The sequence below is a fragment of the Pseudomonas sp. genome, assembly GCF_030690725.1.
Taxonomy (GTDB): Bacteria; Pseudomonadota; Gammaproteobacteria; order Pseudomonadales; family Pseudomonadaceae; genus Aquipseudomonas.
In genome coordinates, this window is sequence record NZ_JAUYGD010000033.1 from 233,188 (window position 1) to 250,271 (window position 17,084).

Annotated in this window: 13 protein-coding genes; 4 read left to right on the forward strand and 9 right to left on the reverse strand. The window is 61.8% G+C overall.

Annotation, left to right across the window (positions count from 1 at the left end; translation table 11 throughout):
• Positions 1-97: 97 nt before the first annotated feature.
• The 5 genes from Q8O69_RS07615 to metR form a co-directional block, all read right to left on the reverse strand.
• Positions 98-3,244, reverse strand: a complete 3,147-nt coding sequence (locus tag Q8O69_RS07615) for an efflux RND transporter permease subunit (protein WP_305590916.1) — start codon at positions 3,242-3,244, stop codon at positions 98-100.
• A 1-nt stretch (position 3,245) separates the two neighbouring features.
• Entirely contained in the window at positions 3,246-4,328 is a 1,083-nt protein-coding gene (locus Q8O69_RS07620; protein ID WP_305590918.1) for an efflux RND transporter periplasmic adaptor subunit, read from the reverse strand.
• A 5-nt stretch (positions 4,329-4,333) separates the two neighbouring features.
• Positions 4,334-4,990 carry a TetR/AcrR family transcriptional regulator gene (locus Q8O69_RS07625; RefSeq protein ID WP_305590920.1) on the reverse strand — a complete coding sequence of 219 codons (657 nt, stop codon included), beginning with the start codon at positions 4,988-4,990 and terminating at the stop codon, positions 4,334-4,336.
• A gap of 106 nt (positions 4,991-5,096) precedes the next feature.
• On the reverse strand, positions 5,097-5,861 hold the full coding sequence (locus tag Q8O69_RS07630; RefSeq protein WP_305590922.1) for an ABC transporter substrate-binding protein: 765 nt from the start codon (positions 5,859-5,861) through the stop codon (positions 5,097-5,099).
• Between the two features lie 36 nt (positions 5,862-5,897).
• Positions 5,898-6,818 (reverse strand): transcriptional regulator MetR, encoded by a 921-nt coding sequence (metR, locus tag Q8O69_RS07635; RefSeq protein WP_108487605.1) that lies wholly within the window; start codon positions 6,816-6,818, stop codon positions 5,898-5,900.
• A gap of 200 nt (positions 6,819-7,018) precedes the next feature.
• Between metR and metE the strand changes: the two genes are divergently transcribed.
• Positions 7,019-9,307, forward strand: a complete 2,289-nt coding sequence (gene metE, locus Q8O69_RS07640; RefSeq protein ID WP_305590925.1) for a 5-methyltetrahydropteroyltriglutamate--homocysteine S-methyltransferase — start codon at positions 7,019-7,021, stop codon at positions 9,305-9,307.
• Positions 9,308-9,514: 207 nt separating this feature from the next.
• Positions 9,515-10,504, forward strand: coding sequence for an alpha/beta fold hydrolase (locus Q8O69_RS07645; protein WP_305590927.1), 990 nt, complete (start codon positions 9,515-9,517; stop codon positions 10,502-10,504).
• A gap of 13 nt (positions 10,505-10,517) precedes the next feature.
• Here the strand turns inward: Q8O69_RS07645 and Q8O69_RS07650 are convergent, their stop codons facing one another.
• From Q8O69_RS07650 to Q8O69_RS07665, 4 genes are all read right to left on the reverse strand, one after another.
• Positions 10,518-11,024, reverse strand: a complete 507-nt coding sequence (locus tag Q8O69_RS07650; RefSeq protein WP_305590928.1) for a DUF1993 family protein — start codon at positions 11,022-11,024, stop codon at positions 10,518-10,520.
• A 149-nt stretch (positions 11,025-11,173) separates the two neighbouring features.
• Complete coding sequence (locus Q8O69_RS07655; protein WP_305590930.1) at positions 11,174-11,644, reverse strand: MaoC family dehydratase; 471 nt, start codon at positions 11,642-11,644, stop codon at positions 11,174-11,176.
• Entirely contained in the window at positions 11,641-12,603 is a 963-nt protein-coding gene (locus Q8O69_RS07660; protein WP_305590932.1) for an alpha/beta hydrolase, read from the reverse strand. Before Q8O69_RS07660 ends, Q8O69_RS07655 begins: the two co-directional genes overlap by 4 nt.
• Before the next feature lie 72 nt (positions 12,604-12,675).
• Complete coding sequence (locus Q8O69_RS07665) at positions 12,676-13,404, reverse strand: ABC transporter substrate-binding protein (RefSeq protein ID WP_305590934.1); 729 nt, start codon at positions 13,402-13,404, stop codon at positions 12,676-12,678.
• A 185-nt stretch (positions 13,405-13,589) separates the two neighbouring features.
• Between Q8O69_RS07665 and fadD2 the strand changes: the two genes are divergently transcribed.
• Both fadD2 and Q8O69_RS07675 read left to right on the forward strand, forming a co-directional pair.
• Complete coding sequence (gene fadD2, locus Q8O69_RS07670) at positions 13,590-15,278, forward strand: long-chain-fatty-acid--CoA ligase FadD2 (RefSeq protein WP_305590936.1); 1,689 nt, start codon at positions 13,590-13,592, stop codon at positions 15,276-15,278.
• A gap of 384 nt (positions 15,279-15,662) precedes the next feature.
• A partial coding sequence (locus Q8O69_RS07675; RefSeq protein WP_305590938.1) for an AMP-binding protein occupies positions 15,663-17,084 on the forward strand: 1,422 nt, incomplete at its 3' end.

The following is a 17,084-nucleotide window of genomic DNA, read 5'->3' on the forward strand; positions in this document are numbered from 1 at the left end:
GTACGGGCTGTTTGGTCGACTACCCAGTCGCAATCAGCAGTCCAGGCTTTCGTTGGGGGGGCCATTGCCCAGGCCACTGTAGACCTGGGCAAACAGCTTAGGGCGTGCGTTGTAGCTCGACCTTACCGGTGGCACTGGCCAGCAGATGTTCCGGCAAGTCGAGCAGGTCATCGTCGAAGGTTTCCAGCGGCGGCGGGCGACGTTCGAAACGCGAGCCGAGTACCAGCAGGCAAGGCGTCAGTAGCAGGGTCAGCACGGTGGCGAAGCTCAGGCCGCCAGCGATGGCGCTGGACAGCTGTGTCCACCACTGGGTCGACGGCGCGCCAAAGCCCAGGCTTGGGGTGAGCAGGTCAACGTTAACCCCGATCACCATCGGCACCAGGCCGAGGACCGTGGTCACGGCGGTCAGCAGTACTGGGCGCAGACGCAGGCTACCGGTTTCCAGCGCCGCTTCACGCGGCTCCAGGCCCTGACGGCGCAGCTGGTTGTAGGTGTCGATCAGGATGATGTTGTTGTTCACCACGATGCCCGCCAGGGCAATCAGGCCCATGCCGACCATGACGATGCCGAACGACTGGCCGTTAACCAGCAAGCCCATCAGCACTCCGGCGGTGGACAAGACGATAGCCGAGAGCACCAGCAGCGACTGGTAGATGCTGTTGAACTGCGTCACCAGGATGATAAACATCAGGAAAATCGCCACCGCAAAGGCAGTGCCGAGGAACGTCGCGGCTTCACGCTGGTCGGCGTCTTCGCCGGCGAACTTCACCTGCACATCAACGGGCACCTCGCCCATGGCTTCGCGCAGGGCTTGCAGGCGCTCGTCCAGGCGCGCGCCTTCGGCGATGTCGGCCTGTAGGGTGATTGTGCGGTTACCGTCGACCCGGCGCAGGGTGCCGACCTTCGGCGCCTGTTGCAGCGAGACGAAATTACTCAGCGGAATCTGCCCGGCCGGGGTGTTCAGGGTCAGGCGGCCGAGCTGGTCGAGGGAGCGCCAGTTGGCCGGCAGGCGCACGCGGATATCCACCTCGTCGGTGGCGTCTTCCGGGCGGTAGGTGGCCAGTTTCAGGCCGTTGGTGACCATCTGCACGGCATTGCCCACGCTCAGCACGTCCGCGCCGAAACGCGCGGCCGCCTCGCGGTCGACCTTGACCCGCCATTCGATACCCGGCAGGGCGCGGTCATCCTCGATGTCCTTGAAGCCACCCAGGCGTTGCATATTGGCGCGCACCTGTTCGATCAGCTGATCGGCCTTGGCCGGGTCCAGCGAGCTGACCTGCAGTTTCACCGGCTTGCCGCTGCTCGGGCCTTCCTCCTGTTTGCGGAACTCCAGGACGATACCGGGGATATCCGCAGTACGGCTGCTCATGTCCTCGAGAATCTTGCCGGCCGAACGCCGCTCATGCCATTCGACGAACTGGAACTGCAGGGTGCCGATCACGTCCGCACCGAGCTGGCCGTCTGGTTGCGCCAGGGAACGGGCGTACAGCGCCTTGACCTCGCTCATGCCGAGCAGGCGTTTTTCTACCTGTTGCAGCAGGGCGTCTTTTTCCTGCACCGACAGGTCGCCCCGGGCGCGCAGCCAGATCTGTGCGTTTTCCGGTTCGACTTCGGGGAAGAACTCCACGCCATGGTTGAAGCGGCCATAGGCTGTGTAGATCAGCGCAATCACCGCGAGAATGCCCAGCAGAGTCAGCCCAGGACGTTTCAGCAACGTAGCGAGCAGGCGGCGATATCCGATGGCGCCACGGCCAGGCTGCGTCGCTTGCGGCAGCGGTTGGCCACCGGTGACGGCGCCGAGCACCGGCAGAAACACCAGGGCCATGGCCAGGGATGCCAGCAGGCAAACGATTACTGTGGCTGGCAGGTATTTCATAAATTGCCCGACCACCCCCGGCCAGAACAGCAGCGGCAGAAACACCACCAGGGTAGTGGCGGTGGAGGCGATCACCGGCCAGGCCATTCGCGTGGCGGCGTTGGCCCAGGCTTGGCGCGGCGTCTGCCCCTGGTGCAGGTAGCGGTCGGCCAGTTCAGACACCACGATAGCGCCATCCACCAGCATGCCGGCGACCAGAATCAGGCTGAACAACACGACGATATTCAGGGTGAAACCGAGCATCCAGATCAGCAGGATGCCTGTGAGAAAGGCCCCCGGAATGGTCAGTCCGACTAATAGCGCCGAGCGCATGCCCATGCTCGCTACCACCAGAATCAGCACCAGCACGATGGCAGTCATCACGTTGTTGAGCAGGTCGCTGAGCATGCTCTGCACCTGCTGCGACTGATCCATGATGTAGCTGACCTTGAGGCCTTCGGGCAGCAGCGGCTGGGCTTTGACCATCAGCGCCTTGACCTGCTCGATGGTGTCGATGATGTTCGCGCCGCTGCGCTTGGACACCTCCAGCACTACTGCCGGCTGGCCATTGATCCGCGCGTAGCCGGTAGGGTCCTTGAAGGTGCGGTGGATGGTGGCGACGTCGCCGAAAGTCACCACGCTGTTGCCGACCACCTTGATCGGCATGGTCAGCACGTCTTCGAGGTCTTCGATTACCCCGGGCACTTTCATGCTCATGCGCCCGGCGCCGGTGTCCAGGCTGCCGGCGGCGACCAGGCGGTTGTTGCGGCTGACCAGGTTGAACAGTTCGTTGTAGTCGATGCCGTAGCTGTCGAGCACTTGCGGGTCGACGACGATTTCCAGCAGGTCTTCGCGGTCGCCACCGATTTCCACCGACAGCACCTCGGCGATACCTTCGACGTTCTCTTTCAGACGCCGGGCGATGTACACCAGTTCGGTTTCGGCAATCGGCCCGGACAGGCCAATCGACAGCACCGGAAACAGCGCCACGTTGACTTCATTGACCGTGGGCTCCTCGGCTTCTTCCGGCAGCTTGCTGCGGGCGGTGTCGACCTTTTCACGTACATCGGCCAGGGCCAGCTTGGCGTTGAAACCGGCATCGAACTCCATGGTTACCGAGGCATGGCCTTCGCTGGCCATGGAGCGCATTTCCTTGACCCCTTCGAGGCTGCGCAGCTCCTGCTCCAGGGGCCTTACCAGCAGGCGTTCGGCGTCTTCCGGGCTGATGCCTTCGAGGGTTACCGAGACATAGATGATCGGGATACTGACATCCGGGTTGGCTTCCTTGGGGATGGCGAAATACGCCGCCAGGCCGCCGAGCATAAGAAACAGCAGCAACAACAGGCTGGTGCGGCTGCGATCCAGCGCCGCAGCGATCAGACCATGCATATCAGCTACCCCCTTTGGCCAGCTGGCTGATGACCTGCTGGCCCGGTTCGACAAAGCCCTGGCCGAGGGTGATCAACGCCACCCGGTTGGGCAAACCGCTGACCCAGGCGCCCTGGTTGTCGACGCTGATCAGCTGCACGGGAGTGAACTCCACCTGCTGCTGCTCGTTGACCCACTTGACGCCATGTCGGCCGGCTTTATCCAGGCTCAGCAGGGCCGGTGACAGGCGATGGGCCAGGGCTTCGCCGGTCTGTACATGCAGGGTCGCGCTGGCGCCCGCCAGGCGCAGGGCCTGTGGGTTGGCAACCTTGACCTCGATACGGAAGCTGCGTGAGCCAGGGTCGGCGGCGGCGGCGATAAAGTGCAGCTCGCCTTGCAGTTCGCGGCCATCGAGCAACTCGACGCGCACGCTCTGGCCCAGGGTCAGTTGAGTGACTTCCTGCTGGGCGATCTGCGCGCTGACCTTGAGCTGGCTGATGTCCACCAGGGTCAACAGGCTCTGCCCAGGCTGGACGAAGTCGCCCAGCTCGACCATGCGCTGGTCATACACCCCGGCAAAGGGCGCGCTGATCTGTGTATTGCTCAGCTGAATACGCGCCAGGTCCAGCTCGGCGCGGGCCTTGGCCAGCTCGCTCTGCAGGCGGATCAGTTCGTTGACGGAAATCATGTTGCGTTCACGCAGGCGTTCGGCAGCGCTGGCATCGGCGGCGCGCTGACGTACATCGGCTTCACCCTTGGCCACCTGGGCCGGGCGGTTGTCCGTGGACAGGCTGAGCAGCAGCTGGCCTTGCTTGACCGGGTTGCCCTTGTCCTGATCCAGGCGCGTCACCGTACCGCTGATCTGCGAGCGCAACTCAACCCGGCGCCAGGCTTCGATCTGCCCCTGCACCACATGCTGGCGCTGCATCGGGCTGGCTTCCAGCCACTGCACTTCAACCTTGGTCAGGCTCTTTTTTTCTGCCGGCGCATCGGCCGTGGCGGCTTCCTGAGTCTTGAACAGCGAACCGCTGATCAGCCAGAGCACGAGCAGCAGACTGATGGCGACGGCGATCAACCAGGGGCGTTTGGACAGCTGACTGAACATGGTGGCTACTCGTGGCGATGGGGTTGAGCAAGCAAGTCGGCGGCCTGGGTGCGCAGGCCGGCAATGATGAAATCGGTGACGCGGGCGAAATAGTCATCCAGGGCAATCGGCTCGGCCCAGTGGGCAAAGCCACCGGAGGCGATGCGTGCCATTACCCCGTTGACGCAGGCTTCCACGCCCCACAACAGGTTCTGACAGTCGCTCTGGCTCAGCGCCTGGTTGTTCAGCGCGACGCCGAGCATGTCGCCGAAGAACAGCTGGTATTCGCGCTCCATATCGAGGAACTGCTGGCGGTATGGGGTTTCCAGGCGCTCCTGAAACTCCGGGCGGTCGCAGTGCAAGCACAGCTGCGCCTGGATCGGGTTGGCCAGCATCTGCTGGAAGGCGCGGTGGATCACCCGGCGCATGGCGTCCTGCGCTGGGCTGGCGGCATGCAGCTCGCGCAGTTCCAGCAGGTTGGCGCGGCTCAGATCAAGCACCAGACGCGCATACAGCGCTTCCTTGCTGGGGAAGTGCTTGTACACCGTGCCTTTGCCGATACCGGCGGCAATCGCCACTTCGGCAATGGTTACGCGGTCCCAGGGCTGCTCGGCAAACAGCTGACGGGCGGCATCGAGGAGGGCAATTTCGCGTTGTTCGAACAGCTGATCTTGGTAGCGCATGGGCATTTATCGGAAGTCGTGACCGGTGGTCATGCTATGACTGTTGGTCACGATGAACAAGTCGGCAGATGTAACAGGCTTTGCCGGGGCTCGATCCGATAGGGTTTCAGGGGGTGGTGGGCGAGTTGAACTGTTGCCAGAGTTGCGCGTAACGGCCGTTGTCTTTCAGCTCACGCAGGCCCTGGTCGAACAGTTGCTGCAGGCGTTCGCTCTCGGGCAACTGGCGGGAGAAGATCAGGTGGTAGTCCCAGGTTTCATAGGTTTGCGTGGTGGTCAGGCGCGCCCGCTCCTTGGCGCTGAGCTGGCTGAGCACATGGCTGCCCGAGCCTTTGACGATGTCCACTGCATCGATGCGCCCGGCGGCCAGTTTGCGCAGGTTGATCAGCTCATCTCCGCTGGCTTCGTACTCTACCCAGCCACGCTGTTCGGCTTGTTCCAGCATCGGCATCTTCGCCGAGCCCAGTGGAATGCCGATGCGCAGACCATTGAGCTGCTCGGCCCCGGCCAGGCTGCCGTCCCAGCTGATGGGTTTGTCGCGGCGGTAGAACAGCACCACTTCATCGCGATACACCACCGCGGAAAACAGGCAGTCAGCCTCGCGCTCCGGCGTGCGGCCCCAGATGGCCGAGGCTTGCCAGCGACCCTGCTTAACCTCGGTGTAGGCGCGCTTCCACGGGAAGAAACCGTATTCCACGCTGACGCCCTGGGTGGCAAAGGCTTCGTTGATCAGCTGCGGCACCACGCCATAGTGCGGCAGCGCTTCACCGATAAAGGGTGGCCATTCGCCGATGGCGATGCGGATCTGTTCCTGGCTATGTGCGGGCTGGCAGAGACCGGCACAGAGCAGCAGAGCGGTGAGCAAACGGCGCATGCGGTGCTCGATATTCAGGCGGCGGGTTATGCAAGCTTAGCCGCGTGCCACGCTGACGCCTTCCAGATTGGCGAAGGAGGTGTCTTTGGCCGTCAGCAGGAAGTCGCGCATAAAAGGCGCATCGAGCATGTCGGTGCGGATGCCGGCATACAGGGTGGCAAACAGCCCCTTGTCGCCCAGGCGCTTGGCGGTCACATAACCGCGCGAGCTGTATTCGTGCAGCGCCCAGTTGGGCAGGCCGCACACGCCACGGCCGCTGGCCACCAGCTGCATCATCATCACCGTCAGCTCGGAGGTGCGCACCTGGGCGGGTTCGACATCCGCCGGTTCGAGAAAACGGGTGAAGATGTCCAGGCGATCGCGTTCCACCGGGTAGGTGATCAGGGTTTCCGTGGCCAGGTCCTGCGGCTTGATGCACGGTTTGCTGGCCAGCGGATGCTGATTGGCTACGGCCAACATCGCCTCATAGGTAAACAGCGGCACATAGGTGATGCCGGCCAGCTCCAGCGGATCGCTGGTTACTACCAGATCCAGATCGCCACGGGCCAAGGCCGGCAGCGGGGCGAAGGAGAAACCCGAGGCCAGGTCCAGCTCCACTTCCGGCCAGGCATCGCGGAACTGGTCGATGGTCGGCATCAGCCACTGGAAGCAGCTGTGGCACTCGATGGCCATATGCAGGCGGCCGGCAGTGCCGCCGGCCAGGCGCGCCAGGTCACGCTCGGCGCCGCGCAGCAGCGGCAACACCGTGTCGGACAGCTGTAGCAGGCGCAGGCCGGCGCTGGTAAAGCGCACTGGCTTGGTCTTGCGCACGAATAGCGGCATGCCCAGGCGCTCTTCCAGCTCCTTGAACTGATGCGACAGCGCTGATTGGGTCAGGTGCAGGCGCTCGGCGGCGTCCACCAGGCTTTCACTTTCGCGCAGGGCGTGCAGGGTTTTTAGGTGGCGCAATTCGAGCATGGCGGGCCTCGGCGGGAGGGTAGGGTGGATGACGCTGTTTTCATCCACCATTGGCAAACACAGGCGGTGGTGGATGGATAAAGCGCCATCCACCCTACATGAATAAAACTATAGTTCAAGGCGAATAGATTGAGTTTGTCTCACTTAGGCGGGGTGCCGAGAATAGCCAGCATCTTATTGATCTGCTGGAGCGTTCTGACATGGCCCTGTCCCATTCCCTTGGTTTTCCGCGTATCGGTCGCGACCGTGAACTGAAAAAAGCCCTGGAGGCCTACTGGAAAGGCGAGCTGGATCAAGCCGGCCTGCAAGCGGTTGGCCGCGAGCTGCGCGCCGCCCACTGGCAACTACAGAAGGACGCCGGCATTGATCTGCTACCCGTCGGTGACTTCGCCTGGTACGACCAGGTGCTGACGCACTCGCTGAGCTTCGGCGTGATCCCCGAGCGCTTTCGCCCGGCAGACGGCAAGCCGACCCTGGATACTTTGTTCGGCATGGCGCGCGGTGTCAGTAATAGCTGCTGCGGCGGTGCCCATGCCCAGGAGATGACCAAGTGGTTCGACACCAACTACCACTACCTGGTCCCTGAATTTACCGCTGATCAGCAGTTCCAGTTGAGCTGGGAGCAACTGTTCGAGGAAGTCGAAGAAGCCCACGCCCTGGGCCACCGGGTCAAACCGGTACTGATCGGCCCGCTGACCTACCTATGGCAGGGCAAAGCCAAGGGCAGCGAGTTTGATCGTCTCGACCTGCTGGAGCGTTTGCTGCCGGTCTACGGCGAAATCCTCCAGCGCCTGGCCGCTCAGGGCGTGGAATGGGTGCAGATTGATGAGCCGATTCTGGTGCTGGACCTGCCGCAAGCCTGGAAGAATGCTTTCGAACGTGCCTACAACCTGCTGCAGCGCGAGCCCGGCAAGAAACTCATCGCCACCTATTTCGCCGGCCTGGAAGACAATCTCGGCCTAGCCGCCAGCCTGCCGGTGGATGGCCTGCATATCGACTTGGTGCGTGCGCCCGAGCAGTTCCCCACCATTCTCGACCGTTTGCCGGCCTACAAGATGTTGTCGCTGGGTGTGGTCAACGGCCGCAACGTCTGGCGAACCGACCTGCAGCAGGCCCTTACGGTTTTGCAGCAGGCTCAGGAACGCTTGGGCGAGCGCCTGTGGGTGGCGCCAAGCTGCTCGTTGTTGCACAGCCCGGTCGACCTGAACCGCGAAGACCAGCTGGATGCCGAGCTGAAAAGCTGGCTGGCCTTTGCTGTGCAGAAGTGTGAGGAGGTCGCACTGCTGACCACCGCCCTGAATGACCCGCAGAACGCCCAGGTGCAGGCCGCACTGGCGGCAAGCCAAGCCGTGCAGGCCAGCCGCGCGCAATCACCACGCATCCATAAACCGGCGGTGCAGGCGCGTCTGGCGGCCATTAGCGCTGCCGACAGCCAGCGTCAGTCGCCGTTTGCTACGCGTATCGAGCAGCAGCGCGCACGTCTGCAGTTGCCTGCCTTCCCGACCACTACCATCGGCTCGTTTCCGCAGACTGCGTCGATCCGCCTGGCACGCCAGGCGTTCAAGGCCGGCAAACAGTCGGTGAGTGACTACACCGAGGCCATGCACAGCGAAATCCGTCATGCTGTCGAAGTGCAGGAAAACCTCGGCCTGGATGTGCTGGTACATGGCGAAGCCGAGCGCAATGACATGGTCGAGTACTTTGCCGAGCAGCTTGATGGCTATGCCTTTACCCGTTTCGGCTGGGTGCAGAGCTACGGCTCGCGCTGCGTCAAGCCGGCGCTGATCTATGGCGACTTGAGCCGGCCGAAAGCCATGACCGTGGCCTGGATCGGCTACGCGCAAACCCTTACCCGCAAGGTGATGAAGGGCATGCTGACCGGCCCGGTGACCATGCTGATGTGGTCTTTCCCGCGTGACGATATTTCCCGCGAGCAGCAGGCGCGGCAGTTGGCCCTGGCGATTCGTGACGAGGTGGTGGACCTGGAAACGGCCGGCATCAAAATCATCCAGATCGACGAAGCCGCCTTCCGTGAAGGTTTGCCGCTGCGTCAGGCGCAGTGGCAGGGCTACCTGAGCTGGGCCACCGAGGCCTTCCGCCTGTGCGCCTCGGGCGTGCGTGACGAGACGCAGATCCACACCCATATGTGCTACAGCGAGTTCAATGATGTGATTGAGTCCATCGCCGCCATGGATGCCGACGTGATCACCATCGAAACCTCGCGTTCGGACATGGAGCTGCTGGAAGCCTTCGAGCGCTTCGACTACCCCAACGATATTGGCCCCGGCGTCTATGACATCCACTCGCCACGGGTGCCGGATAGCAGCGAGATGGTCAAGTTGCTGCGCAAGGCCGCCCAGCGTATTCCCGCCGAGCGCCTGTGGGTCAACCCGGACTGCGGCCTGAAAACCCGCGCCTGGCCGGAGACTGAGGCGGCGTTGATCAATATGGTGTCTGCCGCACGGCAGTTGCGCACCGAGCTGGCCTGATAGCATTCTGTCGCGGCTAAAGCCCCTCCCACGGTTCTGATCAGCTGTGGCAGGGGCTTTAGTTGGCGCTTCTTGTCGTGATAGGGAGACCGCTCGTCTCCCTTCATCAAACTGTCACGCTTGTGTGGCAGCGCGCTTGCACAAACATCACCACACTCGCGTCTTAATGGGGTGCTGCGTTCTGCTGTCCCGGGTCTGGGTGATGTTATGCGTGGGTTGATTCTTCTCGCTGCACTGTTGTGCGGCCTGCCGGTTTTTGCGGCGCAGCGTTGTGATATTCAGGTGCCGACGCACACGGCGGATGTGGGCGAGGTGCGTCTGGCGTACCAGAGCATTGGCCGCGACAGTGATCCGGCTCTGCTGCTGGTGATGGGCCTGGGCGGACAGCTGATCCACTGGCCGGATGAAGTGGTGGCTCGCCTGTGTGAGCAGGGCTTTCGGGTGATCCGCTTCGATAACCGCGATGTTGGGCTGAGCGCATGGGCTGGCAACGCGCCAGAAATCAATCTGACCTATGAAGCACTGCGTTATCGCCTCGGTCTGTCGGTGGCCGCGCCCTATGGGCTGCGCGATATGGCTAAGGACGCCCTGGGCTTGCTGGATGCATTGGCCGTGCGTGAGGTTCACGTGCTTGGGGCGAGCATGGGCGGAATGATCGCCCAGCATATGGCGGACCTTGCACCTGAGCGGGTGCAGAGCCTGACCTTGATCATGACCAGCTCCGGTGCTCAGGGTCTGCCGGCGCCAAGCAGCGCGCTGCTGAGTCTGCTGGCCAAACGTGAAGCGCCTAACCGAGCGATAGCGCTAGAGCAGCAGGCCGACCTACTGGCGGCGCTGGGCAGCCCGACGGTCAGCGATGACCGGCAGTTACTGCTGCAACAGGCGCAAATCGCCTATGACCGGGCGTTCAACCCGGAAGGCGTGCAACGGCAGTTGTTGGCGATTCTGGCGGAACCGAGCCGGGTCGAGTTGCTTAACCGTCTGCGCGTGCCAACCCTGGTGGTGCATGGCACGGCCGATCCGCTGCTGCCGGTGATGCACGGCGTGCATGTGGCGGCGCATATCAAAAACAGCGAATTGAGACTGATCCCCGGTCTTGCCCACCGCTTTCAGGAAGCGTTCAAAGAACCCTTGCTGGCGGCGGTGTTGCCGCACCTGCAGGCCCATCGGGGCGATGGGCAGTGGGCGCGGCTTTAAGGCGCAGAGTTACTTAGCGGGTACCCAGGAAGTCGCGCTTGCCGATATTGACGCCGTTATGGCGCAGGATCGCGTAGGCGGTGGTGAGGTGGAAGTAGAAGTTCGGCAGCACGTGATCGAGCAGGAAGGCTTGGCCCTGGAAGTGGGTTTCCTTGTCGCGGCGCTTGAGGGTTACGGTGCGTGCTTCGCTGCCGTCGATCTGCGCAGCGCTCAGGCCTTGCAGAAAGCTCAGGGTTTTAGCGATGCGCGCTTGCAGTTCGGCGAAGCTGGTTTCGTCGTCGGCATGGCTCGGTGCTTCTACTTCAGCCAGCAGCGCAGCGCCAGCTTTGGCGCCGTCGCAGGCGATCTGTACCTGACGGCTCAGTGGGAACATATCGGGTGCCAGGCGCGCGTTGAGAAATACGCTCTGCTCGATCTTCTTCTCTTCGGCGTGGGCGGCAGCGATGCCGAGGATGGTCGACAGGTTGTTCAGCTGGCGGGTGAAGACCGGGATGGATGCTTGGTACATGGACAGGGACATGGGTATCTCCAGAAGCGCCGAACCGGATTGCCCGGGCGCGAGTGTGTAGAAGGGCAGTGCACCGCCGCAATCGGCGGCGGTGACTTGAAGGAGCAAGCTTAGAACGTGTTTCGGATCTCACCGACGCGCAGCCGATCCGAAGTAGGTTCTTAGCCGATGGTGATTGGCGGCAGCTTAGTCAGTTCAACGGTCTGTGCCTTGCGCGGGGCGAGGATTTCCGCTTCGCCATCGACCACCAGCTCATCGTTCTGGTTGAACACGCGGGTAGCCACGCGCACGCGGAATTTCGGCAGCTTTTCCAGAATTTCCAGGCGCACGGTGAGGGTGTCGCCGAGTTTTACCGGTGCGGTAAAGCGCATGCTCTGGCCGATATAGATGGTGCCCGGGCCAGGCAGCTCGCAGGCCACGGCGGCGCTGATCAGTGCACCGCTGAACATGCCGTGAGCGATACGCTCCTTGAACATGGTGGTAGCGGCGTATTCGGCATCCAGGTGCACCGGGTTGTGGTCGCCGGAGACTTCGGCAAACAGCTGGATATCGCGTTCGCTGACGGTCTTGCTGTAGCTGGCGGTCTGGCCGACTTCGAGGGCGTCGTAGGGCGTGTTGCTGCTTTGGCTCATGGGTGACTCTCTTGGCTCTGTAGGTGGCGCTGGCGCGGTTGGCTAAGGGCCTGTTGCAACCAGTCGATGATGTAGGCGGTCACGTCGTCGCGGTTGCTCTCGTTGAGCAACTCGTGACGGGCGTCCGGATAAATTTTTATCTGCACATGTGGGTTGCCGGCGGCTTGCAGGGCATTGCCCAGGTCTTGCTGACGATGGCCGTCGCTGACCGGGTCACAGGCGCCGCCAATCACCAGCAGCGGCAGGCTGTTGTCGATCTGAGCGAGGTTGTGCAATGGGGTGATCTGCTGCAGGCCGCCGAGCAGGTCGACCCACAGCTGGTTGCTGCAGCGGAAGCCGCACAGCGGGTCATTGATGTACTTGTCGACTTCCAGCGGGTCGCGGCTCAGCCAGTCGAAGGCGGTGCGGTTGGGCTTGAAGGCTTTGTTAAATGAGCCGAACGAGGCGAATTCGAGCAGGGCGCTGCGCCCCTGCGGGCCTTGTCGCCAGCGCTCGAAGCGGGCCAGCAACTGGCCGACGCGGTACAACGCCACGGGCTGGTAGTTGGAGCCAGAAAGAATCGCGCCCTGCAGGCTGCAGCTGTGCTGCATCAGGTAGGCCTGAGCAATGTAGCTGCCCATGCTGTGGCCGAGCAGGAAAATCGGCGTTTGCGGATGGGTCTGGCGCATATGGTGGTTGAGGTTGGCCAGGTCATTGACCACCAGTTCCCAGCCCTTGCTGTCGGCATAGTGGCCGAGCAGGCCGTGTTCGGCGGTTTTGCCATGCCCGCGCTGGTCGTGCGCATACACCTCGAAGCCTTGCGCCACCAGCGCTTCCGCCAGGCGTGCATAACGCCCGCTGTGTTCGGCCATGCCGTGAGCCACCATCAGCAACGCCTTGGGCGGCTGTTCGGTATACCAACGGTTGACAAAGAGGGGCGCTGCATCGGTGCTGTTGAGCCAGAACGCTTGGTGGAGCATGGCGAATCCCTTAAGCCTGCAGAAGCTGCGCATTGTGCACCCCGCACGGCGCGGCGCAAAGTCCGCACGGGTTCAACGATTATGCTCGCGCAGTATCTGCATATATTCGCCGCTGCTGTGCAGGTCGCGCAGGCCCTGTTCAAACACGGCGCTCCAGTCCGGCTCGCCGGGCTTGGCGGGAACAAAGCCGACCAGCAGTGGGATGCGCTCGAGCACATTGCCGTGCCAGCTGAGCTTGCCACGCAGCTGCTCATCGTTGGCGATCAGGTGGTTACCGACGATGCGTTCGAGCAGCACCATGTCGAAGCGTCGGGCATTGAGTTTGCGCAGGTTGCTGATGTCGTCCACGGCGTCTTCAAGCGTCAGCCCAGCGTCGAGAATATGCTGCGGGTAACCGTAACCGCGCACGATGCCCAGGGTTTTGCCGCGCAGTTCCTGCAGCTGGTTGAACTGCAGCGGATAGCCGTCGCGGATAAACAACCCCAGCTCGCTGTAGAACAGCGGGCGCGAGGGCTGCAGGCCTTCCTCATTGATCTCCTTGGGCCACAGCGCCAGTGCGCCCTGGTAGTTGCCGTTGCCCAACTCCACGCGCACCCGCGCCCAGGGCAAAAAGTCGATCTGTACCTGATAGCCGCGCACGGCAAAGGCGCGGCGGGTCAGGGCGACGATGCTGCCGCCATCCGCCAGGTGTTCGGAGCTGTAGGGCGGGTATTCCAGAGTGGCCATGCGCAGCTGTGGTTCGGCCTGCGCCGATTGCGCGAAAAGAAACAGTAATGTTGCAGCGAATAGAACGATTGGCATGGGGAGCCGTCAGCGCAGGGTGCAGATTGGTTATAGGCGGCGCGGCAGGATAGTTCCACACGGAGCGGTAAGATTCAGTGCGTCAATGACGCTGCCCGGCTATTTGCCTGTTTGGCGTTAGCTGTTAACTTCCAGCCAACTCCGCAGCGCGGATCAGACCATCTCAGGGCAAGAGGATAAAAATAATGCAGCCTGATTTCTGGAGCGACAAACGCCCGGCCGGCGTACCCAATGACATCGACCTGGGGACTTACAAGTCGGTGATTGAGGTGTTCGAGCGCTCGTGCAAGAAGTTCGCCGACCGGCCCGCCTTCAGCAACCTGGGCGTAACCCTGACCTATGCCGAGCTGGATCGGCTCTCGGCGGCCTTTGCCGCCTACCTGCAAAAACACACTGACCTGCAGCCGGGCGAGCGCATCGCTGTGCAGATGCCCAACGTGCTGCAGTACCCGATTGCCGTGTTCGGCGCCATGCGCGCCGGGCTGATTGTGGTCAACACCAACCCGCTGTACACCGCCCGCGAGATGCGCCACCAGTTCAAGGATGCCGGCGTACGCGCGCTGGTGTACTTGAATATGTTCGGCAAGCTGGTGCAGGACGTGCTGCCGGATACCGAGATCGATTACCTGATCGAAGCCAAGATGGGTGACATGCTGCCGAGCCTGAAAGGCTGGCTGGTCAACACCGTGGTGAAGAAGGTCAAGAAGATGGTGCCTGACTACCAGCTGCCGCAGGCGGTGGGCTTCAAGGATGCGCTCAAGCAGGGCCATGGCCACGCGCTTAAGCCGGTCAAGGTCGGTCAGGAAGACATCGCCGTGCTGCAATACACCGGCGGCACCACCGGCGTGGCCAAGGGCGCGATGCTCACCCACGGCAACCTGGTGGCCAATATGCTGCAGGTTGATGCCTGCCTGTCGCAGCTGGGCAACGATGGCACCCCGCTGATGAAGCAGGGCCAGGAAATCATGATCGCGCCGCTGCCGCTCTACCATATCTATGCCTTCACCGCGAACTGCATGTGCATGATGGTCAACGGTAACCACAACGTACTGATCACCAATCCGCGCGACATTCCAGGCTTCGTCAAGGAGCTGGGCAAGTGGCAGTTCTCCGCGCTGCTGGGCCTTAACACTCTGTTTGTCGCGCTGATGGATAATCCCGAGTTCCAGAAACTGGATTTCTCCAAGCTCAAGGTCACCAACTCCGGCGGCACCGCCCTGGTCAAGGCCACGGCCGAGCGCTGGCAGGCGATGACTGGCTGCACCGTGGTCGAAGGCTATGGCCTGACCGAAACCAGCCCGGTGGCCAGTACCAACCCCTATGGCGACAAGGCGCGTCTGGGTACTGTGGGTATTCCGGTGCCGGGCACGGCGTTCAAGGTCATCGATGATGATGGCGTCGAGCAGTCGCTGGGCGAGCGCGGCGAGCTGTGCATCAAGGGCCCGCAGGTGATGAAGGGCTACTGGAACCGCGAAGAAGCCACCGCCGAGGTGCTGGACGCCGAGGGTTGGTTCAAGAGTGGTGACGTGGCGGTGATCGACCCGGATGGCTTTGTGCGCATCGTCGACCGCAAGAAGGACATGATCATCGTCTCGGGTTTTAACGTGTACCCCAACGAGATTGAAGACGTGGTTATGGCCCACCCGAAAGTCGCCAGCTGCGCGGCCATCGGTGTGCCGGACGAGAAGTCCGGGGAAGCGGTCAAGCTGTTCGTGGTGGCCCGCGACAGCAGCCTCAGCGCCGATGAGCTGAAGGCTTACTGCAAGGAGAATTTCACCGGTTACAAGGTGCCCAAGCAGATTGTCTTCCGCGACGCCCTGCCGATGACGCCGGTAGGCAAGATTCTGCGTCGCGAGCTGCGCGATATCGCCTGATCGATTGAAGGCAGTGACTGTTTCAGCGCATACCGCAGCTTTAACTGCGGATGCGCTGAAATCCCTTCCGTTACTGCGCAACGCCTATAGCTCGCCGGTTTCAGCGAAATTATAGAAATGACCAAGTGTTGATGCTTGGTCACTTTTGTGACTGCTGCGGCGCTTATTGGTGCTAGTCGCTGTTTGGCAAAGCTGCTACTCTCGGGCGGCTTTTTTGTGATCCGCCATCCATGGCGACCACCCTTTCTGGGCCGTCGCTGTGCGACGTCAAAAATTGCTCCCGGCAATTTTTTTGCCGTTTAAGTCGCAGAAAACACGCAAATCTACAATAAACAACCGTCTACGCGCGGTGAAGATCAAGCTGTTGCTGAGGAGTGGGCTTCCATGACCGAAAACTTTTGGAAGGATAAGTATCCCGTTGGGATTGCTGCCGAAATCAATCCTGACCAGTACCCGAACATCCAGGCGGTACTGAAAGAGTCCTGCCAACGCTTCGCCGACAAGCCAGCTTTCAGCAATATGGGTAAAACCATTACCTATGGTGAGCTGTACGAGTTGTCCGGCACTTTTGCCGCTTACTTGCAGCAGAACACCGACTTGCAGCCTGGCGACCGAATCGCCGTGCAACTGCCCAACGTGCTGCAGTATCCGGTTGTTGTCTTCGGTGCCTTGCGTGCCGGTCTGGTGGTGGTCAACACCAATCCGCTCTACACCGCGCGGGAAATGGAACACCAATTCAACGATTCCGGCGCCAAGGCCCTGGTCAGCCTGGCCAACATGGCCCATCTGGCCGAGCAAGTCCTGCCGAAAACCGGGATCAAGACTGTCATCATCACCGAAGTCGGTGACATGCTCTCGCCGCTCAAGCGCCTGCTGGTCAACACTGTGGTCAAGCATGTGAAGAAGATGGTGCCGGCCTACAACCTGCCGCAAGCCGTCAAATTCACCGCCGCCATGGCCAAAGGCCGTGGCCAGTCGGTCAAGGAAGCTACGCCGAGCAATGGCGATATCGCCGTGCTGCAATACACCGGCGGCACCACTGGTGTGGCCAAGGGCGCGATGCTTACCCATCGCAACCTGATCGCCAACATGTTGCAAGTCCAGGCGCTGATGGGCTCGGAAATGAGCGAAGGCAACGAAGTGCTGATCGCGCCGTTGCCGCTGTACCACATCTACGCCTTCACCTTCCATTGCATGGCAATGATGCTGATTGGTGGGCACAACGTGCTGATCACCAACCCGCGTGATCTGCCGGCGATGACCAAAGACCTGGCCAAGTACAAGTTCACCGGTTTTGTCGGCCTCAACACTCTGTTCGTTGCCCTGTGCAACAACGAGGACTTCCGCAAGCTGGACTTCTCCACCCTGAAGGCCACCTTCTCCGGCGGTATGGCGCTGCAACTGGCGACCGCCGAGCGTTGGAAGCAGGTGACTGGTTGCTCGATCTGCGAAGGCTTCGGCATGACCGAAACCAGCCCGGTGGCCTCGGTCAACCCGTTCAGCAATATCCAGATCGGCACCATCGGTATTCCGGTTCCATCGACAGTGTGCAAGGTGATCGACGATGAAGGCGTCGAGCAGCCGCTGGGTTCGATTGGCGAGCTGTGCGTCAAAGGCCCGCAGGTGATGAAGGGCTACTGGCAGCGTCAGGACGCCACCGACGAAATCCTCGACGCCGAAGGCTGGTTGAAGACCGGCGACATCGCGGTGATCCAGGAAGACGGTTACATGCGTATCGTCGACCGCAAGAAGGACATGATTCTGGTGTCCGGCTTCAACGTCTATCCGAACGAGCTGGAAGATGTG

Excerpts from the sequence above, each read along its gene's own strand:
- Q8O69_RS07615 (WP_305590916.1), bottom strand. The coding sequence starts at position 3,244 with ATGCATGGTCTGATCGCTGCGGCGCTGGATCGCAGCCGCACCAGCCTG.
- Q8O69_RS07620 (WP_305590918.1), bottom strand. The coding sequence starts at position 4,328 with ATGTTCAGTCAGCTGTCCAAACGCCCCTGGTTGATCGCCGTCGCCATC.
- Q8O69_RS07625 (WP_305590920.1), bottom strand. The coding sequence starts at position 4,990 with ATGCGCTACCAAGATCAGCTGTTCGAACAACGCGAAATTGCCCTCCTC.
- Q8O69_RS07630 (WP_305590922.1), bottom strand. The coding sequence starts at position 5,861 with ATGCGCCGTTTGCTCACCGCTCTGCTGCTCTGTGCCGGTCTCTGCCAG.
- metR (WP_108487605.1), bottom strand. The coding sequence starts at position 6,818 with ATGCTCGAATTGCGCCACCTAAAAACCCTGCACGCCCTGCGCGAAAGT.
- metE (WP_305590925.1), top strand. The coding sequence starts at position 7,019 with ATGGCCCTGTCCCATTCCCTTGGTTTTCCGCGTATCGGTCGCGACCGT.
- Q8O69_RS07645 (WP_305590927.1), top strand. The coding sequence starts at position 9,515 with ATGCGTGGGTTGATTCTTCTCGCTGCACTGTTGTGCGGCCTGCCGGTT.
- Q8O69_RS07650 (WP_305590928.1), bottom strand. The coding sequence starts at position 11,024 with ATGTCCCTGTCCATGTACCAAGCATCCATCCCGGTCTTCACCCGCCAG.
- Q8O69_RS07655 (WP_305590930.1), bottom strand. The coding sequence starts at position 11,644 with ATGAGCCAAAGCAGCAACACGCCCTACGACGCCCTCGAAGTCGGCCAG.
- Q8O69_RS07660 (WP_305590932.1), bottom strand. The coding sequence starts at position 12,603 with ATGCTCCACCAAGCGTTCTGGCTCAACAGCACCGATGCAGCGCCCCTC.
- Q8O69_RS07665 (WP_305590934.1), bottom strand. The coding sequence starts at position 13,404 with ATGCCAATCGTTCTATTCGCTGCAACATTACTGTTTCTTTTCGCGCAA.
- fadD2 (WP_305590936.1), top strand. The coding sequence starts at position 13,590 with ATGCAGCCTGATTTCTGGAGCGACAAACGCCCGGCCGGCGTACCCAAT.